This is a genomic window from Skermanella mucosa, assembly GCF_016765655.2.
Lineage (GTDB): Bacteria > Pseudomonadota > Alphaproteobacteria > Azospirillales > Azospirillaceae > Skermanella > Skermanella mucosa.
Map to the genome: position 1 here is coordinate 3,045,366 of NZ_CP086106.1, position 15,132 is coordinate 3,060,497.

Annotated in this window: 14 protein-coding genes; 6 read left to right on the forward strand and 8 right to left on the reverse strand. The window is 67.8% G+C overall.

Annotated features, from left to right (window positions below):
• Window positions 1-7: 7 nt before the first annotated feature.
• The 7 genes from JL100_RS13940 to JL100_RS13970 all read right to left on the reverse strand — a co-directional run bounded on the left by JL100_RS13940 (window position 8) and on the right by JL100_RS13970 (window position 7,313).
• Window positions 8-1,951, reverse strand: a complete 1,944-nt coding sequence (locus tag JL100_RS13940; protein ID WP_202680299.1) for a sigma-54-dependent Fis family transcriptional regulator — start codon at window positions 1,949-1,951, stop codon at window positions 8-10.
• Window positions 1,952-2,038: 87 nt separating this feature from the next.
• Window positions 2,039-3,163, reverse strand: coding sequence for an acetoin dehydrogenase dihydrolipoyllysine-residue acetyltransferase subunit (locus tag JL100_RS13945; protein ID WP_202680300.1), 1,125 nt, complete (start codon window positions 3,161-3,163; stop codon window positions 2,039-2,041).
• 73 nt (window positions 3,164-3,236) lie between these two features.
• Window positions 3,237-4,241 (reverse strand): alpha-ketoacid dehydrogenase subunit beta, encoded by a 1,005-nt coding sequence (locus tag JL100_RS13950; RefSeq protein WP_201069902.1) that lies wholly within the window; start codon window positions 4,239-4,241, stop codon window positions 3,237-3,239.
• Between the two features lie 12 nt (window positions 4,242-4,253).
• The gene (locus JL100_RS13955) at window positions 4,254-5,219 is read right to left on the reverse strand and encodes a thiamine pyrophosphate-dependent dehydrogenase E1 component subunit alpha (protein ID WP_202680301.1); all 966 of its coding nucleotides are present in this window, start codon (window positions 5,217-5,219) and stop codon (window positions 4,254-4,256) included.
• A gap of 170 nt (window positions 5,220-5,389) precedes the next feature.
• Window positions 5,390-5,926 (reverse strand): hypothetical protein, encoded by a 537-nt coding sequence (locus JL100_RS13960; RefSeq protein WP_228421252.1) that lies wholly within the window; start codon window positions 5,924-5,926, stop codon window positions 5,390-5,392.
• Between the two features lie 403 nt (window positions 5,927-6,329).
• Window positions 6,330-6,587 carry a GlsB/YeaQ/YmgE family stress response membrane protein gene (locus JL100_RS13965; protein WP_202680303.1) on the reverse strand — a complete coding sequence of 86 codons (258 nt, stop codon included), beginning with the start codon at window positions 6,585-6,587 and terminating at the stop codon, window positions 6,330-6,332.
• A gap of 84 nt (window positions 6,588-6,671) precedes the next feature.
• The gene (locus JL100_RS13970) at window positions 6,672-7,313 is read right to left on the reverse strand and encodes an ATP-dependent Clp protease proteolytic subunit (protein WP_202680304.1); all 642 of its coding nucleotides are present in this window, start codon (window positions 7,311-7,313) and stop codon (window positions 6,672-6,674) included.
• Window positions 7,314-7,384: 71 nt separating this feature from the next.
• Here JL100_RS13970 and JL100_RS13975 point away from each other — a divergent pair, with 71 nt between their 5' ends.
• The 4 genes from JL100_RS13975 (at window position 7,385) to JL100_RS13990 (ending at window position 11,205) form a co-directional block, all read left to right on the forward strand.
• Window positions 7,385-7,909 carry a gamma carbonic anhydrase family protein gene (locus JL100_RS13975; protein WP_202680305.1) on the forward strand — a complete coding sequence of 175 codons (525 nt, stop codon included), beginning with the start codon at window positions 7,385-7,387 and terminating at the stop codon, window positions 7,907-7,909.
• 298 nt (window positions 7,910-8,207) lie between these two features.
• Window positions 8,208-9,851, forward strand: a complete 1,644-nt coding sequence (locus JL100_RS13980; protein ID WP_407696995.1) for an L-lactate permease — start codon at window positions 8,208-8,210, stop codon at window positions 9,849-9,851.
• Between the two features lie 104 nt (window positions 9,852-9,955).
• The gene (locus JL100_RS13985; RefSeq protein ID WP_202680307.1) at window positions 9,956-10,306 is read left to right on the forward strand and encodes a hypothetical protein; all 351 of its coding nucleotides are present in this window, start codon (window positions 9,956-9,958) and stop codon (window positions 10,304-10,306) included.
• Window positions 10,307-10,470: 164 nt separating this feature from the next.
• On the forward strand, window positions 10,471-11,205 hold the full coding sequence (locus JL100_RS13990; protein WP_202680308.1) for a terminase small subunit: 735 nt from the start codon (window positions 10,471-10,473) through the stop codon (window positions 11,203-11,205).
• A 129-nt stretch (window positions 11,206-11,334) separates the two neighbouring features.
• Here JL100_RS13990 and JL100_RS13995 read toward each other — a convergent pair whose 3' ends face one another.
• The gene (locus JL100_RS13995; protein WP_202680309.1) at window positions 11,335-12,024 is read right to left on the reverse strand and encodes a GntR family transcriptional regulator; all 690 of its coding nucleotides are present in this window, start codon (window positions 12,022-12,024) and stop codon (window positions 11,335-11,337) included.
• A gap of 150 nt (window positions 12,025-12,174) precedes the next feature.
• Between JL100_RS13995 and JL100_RS14000 the strand changes: the two genes are divergently transcribed.
• Together JL100_RS14000 and JL100_RS14005 are read left to right on the forward strand one after the other, a co-directional pair.
• The gene (locus JL100_RS14000; protein ID WP_202680310.1) at window positions 12,175-13,572 is read left to right on the forward strand and encodes a malonyl-CoA decarboxylase; all 1,398 of its coding nucleotides are present in this window, start codon (window positions 12,175-12,177) and stop codon (window positions 13,570-13,572) included.
• 4 nt (window positions 13,573-13,576) lie between these two features.
• Window positions 13,577-15,127: a malonate--CoA ligase gene (locus JL100_RS14005; RefSeq protein ID WP_202680311.1), complete on the forward strand. Its 1,551-nt coding sequence runs from the start codon at window positions 13,577-13,579 to the stop codon at window positions 15,125-15,127.
• Window positions 15,128-15,132: the final 5 nt, after the last annotated feature.

Sequence of the window (15,132 nt, forward strand, 5' to 3'; positions counted from 1 at the left end):
AGATCCCCTACCCCTCCAGCCGCGCCGGGGAGACCAGCCCGTAGCGGTTGATCTTCCGGTGAAGGGTCGAGCGGCTGATATGCAGCTCGTCAGCGGCACGGGTCACGCACCACTGGTGGCGGCGCAGGACCGACAGCAGGATGCCGGCCTCGCCCGACGGCAGCGGGTCCGGCGGGGTCGGCGCCGCCGGGGGTCGGGTGACCTCGGCCGGCAGGTCCTCCAGCCGGATCACGCCGCCTTCCGACAGGGCAGAGGCCACCCGCATCACGTTCTGCAGCTGGCGGATGTTGCCCGGCCAGCGGCAGGCCAGCAGGGCCGACAGCGCCGGTGGGTCGATCCGGGCCGGAGCCGCCACGCCGCGGATCAGGTCGGCCTTGTCGGACCGATCGCGCAGCGGCGGCAGGGTCAGGGACAGGCCGTTCAGCCTGTAATACAGGTCCTCGCGGAACCGCCCGTCGGCGACCAGCCTCTCCAGGTCCTGGTGGGTCGCGCAGATGACGCTGAGATCGACCGCGATCGGCCGGTCATGGCCCAGCGGTAGGATCTCCCGCTCGGCCAGCACCCGCAGCAGCCGGGTTTGCGCCCCCAGCGGCATGTCCCCGATCTCGTCCAGGAACAGCGTTCCGCCGTCCGCCAGCTGGACCTTGCCGCGGACGCCGCCGCGCCGGGCGCCGGTGAAGGCGCCCTCGGCATAGCCGAACAGCTCGCTCTCGATCAGGCTTTCGGGAATGGCCGCGCAGTTGATCCCGACGAACGGCCGGGCGGCGCGGGCGCCCGCCCGGTGGATCGCCTGGGCGACCGCTTCCTTGCCGGTGCCGGTCTCGCCCAGGATCATGATGCCGATGCCCTTGTCCAGCACCCGCCGGATGCGCTGGACATTGCCCGCCATCGCGGGATCGTTGCCGGCCAGCCGGTCCAGGTCGAGCGGCCCCGAGACCGCACCCGGCAGCGACGGGGCCGGCACCTCCCGCCGCGGCCTCTCGCCCACCGCCGATCCCCGCAGCAAGCGCCCGGTCGGCGGGCGCAACGTGGCATACCAGGTGGCGCCCGTCGCCAGGCAGCGCAGCGGCTGCGGGATGCCGGTGCGCTGACGGCCGATCAGCGCCTCCATGGTGATGCCGAACAGCTCGTAAAGGCTCCTGCCCAGCAGCGGCCCCGCGTCCCCCGTGAGGCCCGCCCGGAGCGCGGTCTGGTTGGCGCCCAGGATCGTACCGCCGCCGTCCACCGCCAGCAGCCCGTCGATCACCAGATCCGCCAGTTCGCGCCCGGCGCTCAGGCCGACCACCCAGTGCCGCCGCGACCGCGCCAGGAAATAGCCGTCCTCCATCAGCCGGGCGGATCGCTTGACAAGTTCCAGCGCCAGCATCTGGCTGCGCCGGTCCGCCGGGGCCGTCATGTTGGAAACGTCCAGCACGCCCAGCATCTGGCCGGAAGGGTCGAAGATCGGCGCCACCGTGCAGGTCAGGCTGGTGTGCCGGGTGCGGAAATGCTCCTGCCGGTGGACGGTAAGCGGCTCGCGCGTTGCGATGCAGGTGCCCACCCCGTTGGTGCCCTCCTGCGCCTCCGACCAGATCGAGCCGAGATAGAGGCCGGCCTGCTTCAGCTCCTGCTCGAAGCTGGCATGGCCCAGGTAATCCACCGCGATGCCGTTGGCGTCGGTCAGCATGACGACATAGTCGGACCCGGCGACCTGCGCGTAGAGGCGCCGCAGTTCGGCGGTGGCGATGCCGATGAACTCCTCCATCGGCTCGCGGAACCCGCCCAGCTCCGTCTGGGTCAGGACCACCGGGCGCCCCGGCCGGGCCGGATCGAGCTGGTGGCTGTTGAGGCAGCGCGCCCAGGAGCGCCGGATCAGGTCGGGCGGGTCGGCTTCCCGTCCCGCCGCCGCTCCCGTTACGCTGGACAGTATCAGATCGACGTGCTCCCGCTCTGGCGCATGGAGACGGACCATTGCCTTCCTCCCATCATGCCGACGTTGGATCGCCGTTATCGGTCGAGTGTAGCACCAGCCCGCCGCCCGCGGTATCGGCACGCTCCCTTATGCACTGGTCATAAAGTCGGACATCAGCCGGTTGAACTCCCCGGCCTTCTCCATGTGGACCATGTGCCCGGCGCCGTCGAGCACGTGCCGCCGGCCAACCGCCTCGGCGTGCGCCGCCGGGATGATCCGGTCCGCGGCACCCCACACCGCCTGCACCGGCGCCGTCACCTGCCCCAGCCTGCCGGCCAGCACATGGGCCTGGCGCCCGCCCGCGAAGGCCGCGTCCGCGATCGACCGCAGCGCCGCCCCGACCCCGTCCAGCCGCTTGTACTTCAGCAGCTCCTCGATCATGTCGCGGCTGACCAGCGACGGGTCGGCGAACAGCATCTCCAGCACCGACTTCATCTCCTTGCGCCGTTCGGCGGCGATGAAGCCTTCGATGTAGTCCAGGTTGACTTCCTCCCCCAGCCCGGCGGAGCAGACCAGGGTCACCGTGGCGACCCGCGAAGGCTCCTCCGCCGCCAGGTGAAGCGCCACGGCTCCCCCCATGGAATGCCCGCCCAGGTGCGCCCGCCGGATGCCCAGCGCGTCGAGGAAGTCCCGCACCGCGCCGGCCAGTTCCGGCACGCCGCCTTCCACCCCGTGCTTGACCGACCCGCCATGCCCCGGCAAGTCCAGCGCATAGACGGGGCGGTCCTCCGCCAGCGCCGGCTGGTTGAACTGCCAGTTGTTCAGGTCGCCGCCGAAGCCGTGGATCAGCACCAGGGGCGCCGCCCCTTCCGCTCCCTCGCCCATCACCAGATAGCGCAGCCGCCGCCCGCCGGCCTCGACGAACCGGGGTTCCGGCCCGGCCGCCTCGCCCGCCTCCGCCGCCTCGACCGCGAACTCCTCCTGGAACCGCGCGATGAAGGCGTCGATGTCGGCGTCGGGCACGCCCGGGTCGGCGACGACGCCCAGCAGCGCGCCGACCGGGACGGTCTGCCCGGCCTCGACCGTGCGGCGGCGCAGGGTGCCGGCGACCGGGGATTCATAGACGTTGGTGATCTTGGTCGTCTCGATCTCCAGGATCTCGTCCCCTTCCCGGACGGTGGCGCCTTCCTCGACCAGCCACGCGGTGACGGCACCCTCGGTCATCGCCAGGCCCCATTTGGGCATGGCCAGGGCCTTGATCTCGTTTGTCATGGATTGAAGTCCTTTCCAGGCAATCACCCGCCGGCCGGCACCGCTCCGGCGCCGGCCGGTCCGTTTCCTCCGGTCACGCCATGACGTGGCGGACGGCCTCGGCGATCCTGTCCGGCGACGGGATGTAGGCGTCCTCCAGCTCCGGCGCGAAGGGCACCGGCACGTGCGGCGGCGTCACCATGCGGATCGGGGCCTTCAGCGCCTTGAAGGCGTTCTGCGCCACCAGCGCGGAGACGTCGGCCGCCATGCCGCAGCGCGGGCTGGCCTCGTCCACCACCACCAGCCGGCCGGTATCCTCGACCGCCTCGATGATGGTGTCCTCGTCCAGCGGGGAGGTCGTGCGCGGGTCGATCACCGTGCAGGCGATGCCCTCCTTCTCCAGCAGGTCGGCCGCCTTGTTGGCGAAGCCGACCATCCGGCCGAACGCGACGATCGTGACGTCGTCGCCCTCGCGGGTCAGGTTCGCCTCGCCGAACGGGATCGTGTAGGGCTCGTCGGGCACCTCCTCGATCTCGTCGTACATCACCTTGTGCTCCAGGAAGATCACCGGATCGTTGTCGCGGATCGACTGGATCAGCAACCCCTTGGCCTCGTAGGCGGAAGACGGCACCACGACCTTCAGCCCCGGAATGTGGGTGAAGACGGGATAGAGGCACTGGCTGTGCTGGCTGGCGGCGCGGAACCCGGCCCCGTACATGGTCCGGATCACCACCGGCGTGACCGCCTTGCCGCCGAACATGTAGCGGAACTTGGCCGCCTGGTTGAAGATCTGGTCGAAGCAGACGCCCATGAAATCCACGAACATCAGCTCGGCCACCGGCCGCAACCCGGTCGCGGCGGCGCCGACGGCGGCGCCGATGAAGGCGCTCTCGGTGATCGGCGTGTCGAGCACCCGGTCGCGCCCGAACTCCGGCATCAGCCCCTTCGTCACGCCCAGCACGCCGCCCCAGGCGTCGTCCTCGCCGGGAGCGCCCATGCCGCCCACATTGTCCTCGCCCATCACGATGACGGTCGGGTCGCGCCGCATCTCCTGGGCCAGCGCCTCGTTGATCGCCTGGCGGTATGACTTCTTCGACATGATGGCACCCTCTCAGTACGAGACGTAGACGTCGGTCAGCAGGCGGTCGGGGGCCGGCGGCGGGGCCGCCTTGGACTCCATGACGGACCGGTCGATCAGCGACTTGACCTCGCCCTCGATCTCGTCGAGCTGGGCGGGCTCCAGCAGCCCGGCCTCGGTCACACGCTGGCGGAAGAATTTCAGCGGGTCGCGCTCGCGCCGCGCCGTCTCGACCTCGCCGGGCGCGCGGTAGGTCATGGCGTCGCCCTCGAAATGGCCGTAGTAGCGGGTCAGCCTGACATGCAGCAGGCTCGGCCCGCCGCCGCCCCGCGCCCGCCCGACCGCCTCTCCGGCGGCTTGGTGGATCGCGAAGAAGTCGTTGCCGTCCAGTTCATAGGAGGGAATGTCGAACGCCGCCGCCCGCTTGGACTGGCTGCCGGCCACCGACCAGACGCTGGCGGTCGCCTCGGCATAGCCGTTGTCCTCGACCACGAAGATGACCGGCAGGTTCCAGACCTTGGCGAGGTTGTAGCTTTCCAGCGTGGTGCCCTGGTTGGACGCGCCGTCGCCGACGAAGGCCACGGCGACGCCGCCCGTCTTCAGGGTCTTGGCGGTCAGGGCGGCGCCGCAGACCAGCGGCGGGCCGCCGCCGACGATGCCGTTGGCGCCCATCATGCCGCGCGACAGGTCGGCGATGTGCATGGAGCCGCCCTTGCCGCCGCACAGCCCGTCGCCCCGGCCGAAGATCTCCTTCATCATGCCGACGACGTCGCAGCCCTTGGCGATGCAGTGGCCGTGGCCGCGGTGGGTGCTGGCGATGTTGTCGCGGCCGTCCAGGTGCATGCACACGCCGACGGCCGAAGCCTCCTCGCCGGCATAGAGATGGACGAATCCCGGAATGCCGCCTTCGGAGAACTCGGTATGCACACGCTCCTCGAACTCGCGGATCGTGCACATGGTGCGATAGCTCTGGAGTAGCTCTTCTCGATTGAGCTGCATGTCTGCTCCTCCCTCGGGTGCGGACCCTTGTGGACCGGGTCCGTGACGAGGGAAGAGCAACCGCCGTGCCATCAGGCCAAGCTATTGGCGGACAACGGTTTTCGGCTGAAATCCAGGCGCCGGTGCGACGCCTGTTGCGACAGGCCTGCGACAGGTGTCGCAGGCGCGGTTCAGGACTCGGGCGTCTTCGGCACCCACTGGCGGGCGAAGTCCAGCATGGCGGCCCGGTGCTCCTCCAGGAAACGCATCTGGAGCGCCACGAGATCCACCGGTGACCGCACTTTGGCGAACTCCTCCATGAACCGGGCGTTGATCTCGACCGACAGGCGCAGATAGGTGTTGACCCCGACCAGCGTCGGCACGACCCCACCCCCGGAGGTGGCCACCTGCATCGCCTTCTGGAAATTGTGCGCGACCTCCCCGGCCATCGCCTCGGCCTCGTGGACGACCTGCTCGGCGAGGCTCGCCAGCTTGTCCACGTCCTGGTCCACGCCAAGCTCCTCGGCCATGGCCTCGGCCGCCTCTTCGGAAGCGGCGGCCTCCGGCTCCGAAGCGGGGGCCTCGGGCTCGGGAATCGCGGCCTCGAGGGCGGCGGGCTGCGGCACAGGTTCGGCAGGTGCCGCTTCCGCCACCGGAGCCGCTTCCGCGACGACCGCGGCCTCTGGCTCGACCGGGATCTGCTCTGCGGTTTCCACCGGGTCCGTCACGGCGTCCGGCACATTCTCCGCGCTTTTCGAGCGGGACCGTACGGCGGGCTTACGGGCGGGGGTGGCAGGCTTGGCGTCGGATTGGGCAGACTGTCTGCCGGTCCGCCTTGTAGGATTCTTGGTGGCAACCATCGCTCGATCCGCTCCAGCAGAATTGCATTGCCTCCATCGTGCGACATCTTTTGCTGCTATGCAACATCGATACTACGGAGGCATTCTGACAGAACGCCGCAAGGGATGTTCACTTGAAGTTGCATAAATATCCTGGAGCTGCATCAAGGCGCCCAGGACGGCGCGTCGCAGGCCGGTCCCGGCAGGAAGCGCCGGGACCGGCCTGCGATCCGAACCGCCGGCATTTGAAGGCGTTACCGGCCGATTTCGAACCGGACCGCCTTCACCGCCATCAGACCCTTCGGCGGCCCGCGACGGCGTTGTAGATCCAGAGCACGACGATGGCGCCGATCACGGCGACGATCAGGCTCCAGATATTGAAGCCGGTGACCCCGGTCCCGCCGACCGCGCTGAACAGAAAGCCGCCGACGAAAGCGCCGACGATACCGAGCACCAGGTTGGTGACGAGGCCCGACCCGGAGCCGTGCATGATCTTGCTGGCGATCCAGCCTGCGATAAGTCCCAGAATGACCCAAGCGATGATCGACATTTTTCCCCCTGTGGATTGATCAAGGGTTCAACAAACACCGCCGGTTCCCGTTCAATGCCAAGATGCGCCTGCCGTAATATCCCGTCATATCGCCGCGTCGGAGGGCAGCAGTTCCGTGATCCAGCCCGGCACGATCCGCGCCAGGTCGAGTGCGGAAGCCCCTGTCTCCCCGTCGTCCAGCGCATCCCCGCGTTCCAGGAATTCCCGGAGCGCGGTTCCGATGCGCCCGCCGGGATCGTCAGGCACGGCATAGCGGGCCGGGTCCCCGCCGAACGGATCGGGCAGCGACACCGGCCCGATCACCACGCGGGGAGCGTGGAAGACGAACCGGGCGTTCTCCCCCGCCGCCCGGTTGCTGCCGGCCGCGAAGATGGCGGTGCAGGCCGAGGCGCACATGTTGTAACCGGCGACCACCGTCCCGACGGCCCCGTGATCCAGCACCGCCTCGCGCACGCGGTCGGCGGCCCCCGCGTAGCCGCCGGGGCTGTCCAGCACCAGACGGACCGGTTCGCCCCGGTGGGCCTCGATGAAGGCGACGATCTCGCGTCCCGCCCTGTGGGTCAGCCCGCCGGAAACGAACAGGTCGGTCCGCCTCGCCCCCACCGCCGCGTCGCGCACGTTCCCGACCGCGTCGGCCAAGCGATCCGACAGCACGACGCCCGCCGCGACCGCCAGGACGATCGCCACCCGCACGGCCAGCCCCCGCCTGCCCAAATTTGCAATCATGCCGACTGAACCTTGTTTTCCCAGGTCGTACCCGTCAATGGATAGCCAGCCTCAGCAAGGGAGACCAGACCATGAAATACGCTTTGGGGGATGTTCGGGTTCAGACCGAAGGCGATGCCTGGTGGATAGCGCCCAACGCCGTCGTCATCGGCAACGTGATCATGAAGCGCAACGCGAGCGTCTGGTGGAACGCGGTCATCCGCGGCGACAACGAGCCGATCACGATCGGCGAGAACTCCAACATCCAGGATGGCTGCGTGCTCCACACCGATCCCGGCTTCCCGATGGACATCGGTTCGGACGTCACGATCGGCCACATGGTCATGCTGCACGGATGCACCATCGGCGACGGTTCCCTGGTCGGGATCGGCAGCATCGTCCTGAACGGCGCGAAGATCGGGAAAAACTGCCTGATCGGGGCCAACAGCCTGATCACCGAGGGGAAGGAGATCCCCGACAACTCCATGGTGGTGGGGTCCCCCGGCAAGGTGATTCGGCAGCTCACCGAGGAACAGATCGCCGAGATGCGCAAGGGCGCCGACCGCTACGTCGCAAACTGGCAGAGGTTCAAGCAACATCTGGTTGCGGATAACTGAAGCCCGGCTTCCAAAATCCTGCTTCTCCACGCTTGTTTGCGCCGCACAAGACGTAGCTGATTGTGCGGCGCACTACGAGTCCGATGCTCCTCCTAAAGGCCGATGTTCGGCGCTCTGAAATGTAGCTATTCCAACTGTTGCATATGCAACCTGTTTGATACCAAACCGACGCGCCTCCCAAAGGCATGAATGGCCGGCATCAGGCGGATCGCATCCAGGCACACAACAGAGCACGCCAATCAGAGCCATGGGAGGACACGCAATGTGGCCCCAGATTTATGATCCATTCGGAAGCATGATGTTTTCGACCCTTGTGGCGGCGATTCCGATCGTCGTCCTGCTGGGGGCGATCGGCATCTTCCATATGAAGGCCCACTATGCCGCCGGGCTGGGTCTCGTCGCCTCGCTGGCGGTCGCCATCGTCGGTTTCGGCATGCCTGTCGGCATGGCGAGCATGTCGGCGGTGTACGGCGCGGCCTACGGGATGCTGCCGATCGGCTGGATCATCCTGAACGTTATCTTTCTCTACCAGTTGACCAACGAGAAGGGTGAGTTCACCGTCCTCCAGGACAGCATCGCCTCGATCACGCGGGACCGGCGCCTCCAGATCCTGCTGATCGCCTTCTGCTTCGGCGCCTTCTTCGAGGGAGCCGCCGGTTTCGGCACCCCGGTCGCCGTGACCGGCGCCATGCTGATCGGCTTGGGCTTTTCCCCGCTGGCGGCTTCCGGCCTGTCGCTGATCGCCAACACGGCGCCGGTCGCCTACGGCGCGCTCGGCACCCCGGTGATCGCGCTGTCGGCCGTCACGGGCCTCGACCTGCTGGAACTCAGCGGCATGATCGGCCGACAGCTTCCCTTCTTCTCCGTGATCGTGCCGTTCTGGCTGATCTGGGCCTTCGTCGGCTTCCGCGGCATGATGCAGATCTGGCCGGCCCTGCTGGTCGCGGGCGTCGCCTTCGCGGTGCCGCAGTTCCTGGTGTCCAACTTCCACGGCCCCTGGCTGGTCGACGTGGTTGCGGCGATCGTGTCCATGGGCGCGCTGACCTTCTTCCTCAAGGGCTGGAAACCTGCCGAGCTGTGGCTCTCGACCACGCGCGACAACTCCATGCACCGCGCCCGGCCCGTCGGCGCGCAGGTGGTCCATGACAGCGAGTACGAGCGCCGCGCCTCGCTTTATACCCGCAACCAGATCATCAAGGCCTGGGTACCCTGGATCATCCTGAGCGTCTTCGTCTTCCTGTGGGGGGTTCCGCAGATCAAGGCGTTCCTGGACGGCATCTGGATCCTGAAGATCCCGGTCGAGGGCCTGCACAACCTCGTCCAGAAGGTCCCGCCGGTCGTGGCGGCTCCGGTCGCAGAGCCTGCGATCTACAGCCTCAACCTGATGTCGGCGACCGGCACCGGCATCTTCCTGGCCGCTATCGTCAGCGGTTTCGTCCTGGGCTATTCGCCGGTGGCCCTGGTCAAGATGTACTTCAAGACCTTCTACCTGATCCGCTTCTCCCTGCTGACCATCGCCGGCATGCTGGCGCTGGGCTACGTGACGAAGTACTCCGGAACCGACGCGACCCTGGGCCTGGCCTTCGCCCAGGCCGGCTGGCTCTACCCCCTGTTCGGCACCATGCTGGGCTGGCTGGGCGTGGCGCTGACCGGCTCGGACACGGCGTCCAACGTGCTGTTCGGCGGCCTGCAGAAGATCACGTCGGAGCAGCTCGGCCTCAACCCGGTCCTGATGGCGTCGGCCAACAGCTCGGGCGGCGTGATGGGCAAGATGATCGACGCCCAGAGCATCGTCGTCGCCTCCACCGCGACTCGCTGGTACGGACACGAGGGCGACATCCTGCGCTATGTGTTCTTCCACAGCCTGGCGCTCGCGGTCCTGGTCGGCCTGCTGATCATGGCCCAGGCCTATGTCTGGCCGTTCACCTTGCTGGTCTGGTGATCCGAAAGTAAGGGGACGCCGCCGCCCTTAGGGGGCGGCGGCGTCCCGCCCCTTCCAACACGGGCCGGCACGGGTTTATGATGCCGATCCGGGAGGTATGGCCGATGGACCACCGTGACGCTCTGGCACCCCTGATCGAGCTGATCGGCGTCTTCGCCGCCTCGGCGGCAAGTCCCCTGACCGCCGCCGCCGTCTTCATCCTGGCCGTCTGTCTGGGCCGCTATCCCCGCTATCTTGCCCTCGCCGCCGCTATCGGCGTCTCCGACGGCGCCCTGGGCGAAATGGCCGGCGTCACTACCGTCGGAATGATCTTCGCAACCCTGACCGGCGCCGCCGCCACGCTCCTGCAAGCGTGGTGCGTCTGGCCGGTGGTATCCGTCATGAAGAACGCCGGAAACGCCGTCGTCAGGTTCGTGTCGGGCCGCGGCGCCGATATCGGGGAACCGCCATCGTGAAAGGGGCGATGCGTGTGAAAGTACCCACTCAAAGATCCGCCCGATCTGCGGCTGATTTGGCTCTCCCGGCAACCCACGATCACGATAGCTAAAATGCTTGACGGTACGAAAGGAAATAGGATAATTATCCTTACTATCCTTGACCGGCAGAGAAAGCATTCCGCATGAACGCCCCCGCCCCCCAGCTCGCCATCCGCCAGGAACTCTTCTGCGAAGCGATCGCCGCCGGGGCTTCGGCGGCGGAGGCTGCCCGCAAGGCGGGCTACTCGCCCAAGGGGGCGAAGCAGCGCGGGCATTTCCTGCTGGGCAAGGAAGAGATCCGCGTCCGCATCGACCGGCTTCGCGCCGACCGGCGGGCGTTCCACCAAGCCCGCCTCGACAAGGCCGCGGAGATGATGGAAACGATCATCGCCGATGCCATGGAAGCGAAGAAGCCCGGCATCGCCATGCGCGGAGTCGAATTCCAACTAAAGCTGCTCGGCGTCATCCAGGACCGCCGCATCAGCCACCATTTCCACGGTGAACGCGACGTGGCCGACGCCGATATCGAGGCCATGACCCCCGACCCGGTGGAATGGATGGACGCCGTCCCGCCCGCTCCCGTCGAGCCCGCTTCCGTCCAGCCTGCTACCGTCCCGGCGGCGCCCGAGCCGGAAATCGAAGCCCCGGTAGTGACCAAGGATGACCTTTCGCCGGCTTCGGAGGATGACCCCGCCCCTGCCCCCTCCCCGGTCCTGCCCCCGGGGTTGATCGAAGCCTTCAAGGCCGGCCTCCCGCCCGACTTCCTGGAAGATCTACCTGCCGATCTCCTGGACGACCTGCCCGACGAGATCGCCGGCCTGTCCTGGACCGAACTGGCCGCGCGCATCAGCCAGGTCGAGGCCGCATCGGGCGCCTGACCGGCCGCCGGCGCAGTGCCCTTGCATCGTGGTCATGAAAGATTCGCCGTAGATCCACCGTCGCCCGTCAGGGCGTACGCCGACCCGCGCACCCCGCCCCGCCGAACCCATCGGATTCACCGTGCGGGATCATTGGCCGCCCTTCGACCTCTCCGGCGCCCTCTCCGCCAGGGATGCCATCAGGTCGGAGAAGCGGTCGCCCTGGATCATGATATGGTCCCGCAGCAGGCGTTCCGCCCGATCGCCGTCCATCTTCAGGATCGCGTCCACCACGGCCTCGTGTTCGGCCAGCGAGTTCGCGACGCGGTTCATTACCTGGAGCTGGATGCGCCGGTATGGCTTCAGGCGGCGGTGAAGCGCCGCGCACTGCTCGATCAGGAAGGCGTTGTGGCTCGCCGCGTAGATCGCATGGTGGAACCGCTCGTTCTCATAATAGTAGGCGTCGGTATCGGCGGTCTCCGCCGCCCTACGGCAAGCCTCGTGGGAATCCGTCAGGTTCCGGCGGTCCGCGTCGGTCTGGCGCCGCGCGGCGAGCCGTCCGGCCATGCCTTCCAGTCCAGCCATCACTTCGAACATCTGGACCAGCCGCTCCGGCCCGACTTCCGTGACGACCGCGCCGCGCCGTGGGCGGATCTCGATCAGGCCGGCCGATGCCAGCTGGAACAAAGCCTCGCGGACCGGCGTGCGCGAGACGCCGAAACGCGCGGCCAGCGTCATCTCGTCCAGCCGGTATCCCGGCGGCATGGCGCCGGTGAGGATTTCGTTCTCGATCCGGTCCCTCAGCTTGAGCCGCGGTTCGTCCGGGTCCCGTACAGTCATGTCCACACAAACCTCATTCTTGTATACAAGACCGGTTGACTTTGTCTACAGGATCGCGCTTCATAATGCACACCGGCGCCGATCGCATACAAGACCCCTGTGTGGAGGAAGAATCATGCGAATGCCAGCAAAGCTGATGAGGCCCGCCCCATGAATACGAGCACTTCCTTCCTCGGCGACCTGATGGTCTCGATCGCGGATCGCGGCCGGTCGCTTCTCGGCCGCAGCGGGTCCGCCGGCGGACCCCTGTCGCCCGCCGACCTCGCCACCCTGTGCGAGGCGCTGCTGAGCGGGCGGGGCGAGGCATCCGGCGTGGCGCTGGCAGGCGAGATCCTGGCCCATTGGCGAAAGCTGGACACGGACGCGCGCCGCGCCTTCCTGATCCTGCTGGCGGAACGGTTCGGCCCCGACAAGGCCAAGCTGGAGCGCGCGATCGAGGGCTATCATGCGTCGGGCGACGCCAAGGCCATCCTGGCCCTGCACAAGGCGGCGGAGCCGCGGCGGCAGGAAGTGATCCGCCGCCTGAACCTGGCGCCGTGCGGGACGGAGGCGCTGGTCCGCATCCGGGAGGAACTGACCCGCCATCTCGGCAGCCATCCCGACCTCGCGGCGCTGGACGCCGACTTCGTCCACCTGTTCTCGTCCTGGTTCAACCGGGGCTTTCTGGTGCTGCGCCGGATCGACTGGACGACGCCGGCCAATATCCTGGAAAAGATCATCCGGTACGAGGCCGTCCACACGATCCGGGACTGGAACGACCTGCGTCGCCGGCTGGAGCCGACCGATCGCCGCTGCTTCGGCTTCTTCCACCCCCAGTTGATCGACGAGCCGCTGATCTTCGTCCAGGTCGCCCTGGCCAAGGACACCCCGTCGGCCATCGGCACCCTGCTGGCTGAGGACCGTCAGCCGATCCCGGCGGCCGAGGCGACCACCGCCGTCTTCTATTCGATTTCGAACTGTCAGGAAGGGCTGCGCGGCGTCTCCTTCGGCAACTTCCTGATCAAGCAGGTGGTCGAGGACCTGAAGCGGGAGCTTCCCGGCCTCTCGACCTTCGTCACCTTGTCGCCCGTCCCGGGTTTCGCCGGCTGGCTGGCTCGCGAGCGGTCGGACGAGGCTTCGATAATGCTGACATCCGATGACAAAACGGCGCTCGCGGCGCTGGACCGGCCGGACTGGCACGCCGATACCGCGGTCCGGGACAAGGTCCAGGCGGCGCTGATCCCTGCCGCCGCCAGCTATCTGCTCAAGGCCAAGTCGCCTTCGGGCAAGCCGGTCGATCCGGTCGCCAAGTTCCACCTGGGCAACGGCGCCCGGCTGGAGCGGCTCAACTTCCTGGGCGACCTGTCGGAGCGCGGTCTCCGCCAGGCCCACGGGCTGATGGTCAACTACCTGTACAAGCTCGACGATATCGAGACCAACCACGAGCGCTTCGCCGCCCAGGGCGAGGTCGTCGCCTCCAGCGCGGTGCGCAAGCTGCTGCGTGCCGACACGCAACAGCAGAAGCAGTCCGGCAAGGACAAAGCGAAAATTCCCGCAGGCAAAGGTTAGAGCGATGCCAAATCATCTGTTCGCGCTGATGCGCGACCGCATGCCGGCCGATGACCGGACCTTCATCGAGACGCCCGCCCCCGATAAATCCGGAAGCGGGTCCCGGGTCCTGACCTACGGGGACGCGGTGGCGCTGTCGTCGCGCATGGCGAACCTGCTGGTCAGGCTCGGCGTCCAGCCCGGCGACCGGGTCGCCGTCCAGCTGGAAAAGAGCGCCGAGGCGATCGTCATTTATCTCGCCTGCCTGCGTGCCGGTGCCGTCTACCTGCCGCTCAACACGGCCTATACCCTGGCCGAGCTGGATTATTTCCTGGGCGACGCGGAACCGCGGGTCGTCGTCTGCGCCCCCTCCGCCCGGCAGGCGCTGGAGCCGCTGGCCCGGTCCAAGGGCGTGGCGGCGATCGAGACGCTGGGCACGGACGGAACCGGCTCGCTGATGGACGGCGCCGCCGCGTGCGGGACCGATTTCATCGACGTGGATCGCGGCCCCGACGATCTCGCGGCGATCCTCTACACTTCCGGGACGACCGGCCGCTCCAAGGGCGCGATGCTCAGCCACGACAACCTGGCATCGAACGCCCTTGCCCTTGCCGACACGTGGCGCTTCTCGCCGGACGACGTGCTGCTTCACGCGCTTCCGATCTTCCACACCCACGGCCTGTTCGTCGCCACCAACGTCACGCTGATGGCCGGCTCCTCCCTGATCTTCGTGTCGCGGTTCGACGCCGAAACCATGCTCCGGCTGATGCCGCGCGCGACGGTCATGATGGGCGTTCCGACCTTCTATGTCCGCCTGCTCCAGCATCCGGGACTGACCCGCGACGCCGTCGCCCACATGCGCCTGTTCGTCTCCGGCTCCGCCCCGCTGCTGGCCGAGACGCACGACGCCTGGGCCGAGCGGACCGGCCACCGCATCCTGGAGCGGTACGGCATGACCGAGACCAACATGAACACCTCCAACCCCTATGACGGCGACCGGATCGCCGGCACGGTCGGCCCCGCCCTGCCCGGCGTCACCATCCGGGTGACGGAGCCCGACAACGGAAAGCCCCTGCCCGGCGGCGAGATCGGCATGATCGAGGTCAAGGGACCCAACGTCTTCAAGGGTTACTGGCGGATGCCGGAGAAGACGGCGGCCGAGTTCAGGCCCGACGGGTTCTTCATCACCGGCGACCTGGGCAAGATCGACGGTCGCGGCTACGTCCACATCGTCGGGCGCGGCAAGGACCTCGTCATCACCGGCGGCTACAACGTCTATCCCAAGGAGGTCGAGGTCGAGATCGACGCCCTTCCGGGCGTGGTCGAGAGCGCCGTGATCGGCGTCCCCCATGCTGACTTCGGCGAGGGCGTGACGGCCCTGGTGGTCCGCAAGCCGGGCACCGACATCGACGAGCGCTCGATCCTCCAGGCGCTCGAAGGCCGGCTCGCCAAGTACAAGCAGCCGAAGCGCGTCTTGTTCGTCGACGAACTGCCCCGCAACACCATGGGCAAGGTGCAGAAGAACCTCCTGCGCGACGCCAACAAGGATCTCTACGCCCGCGCCAAGACGGGCTGATCCCG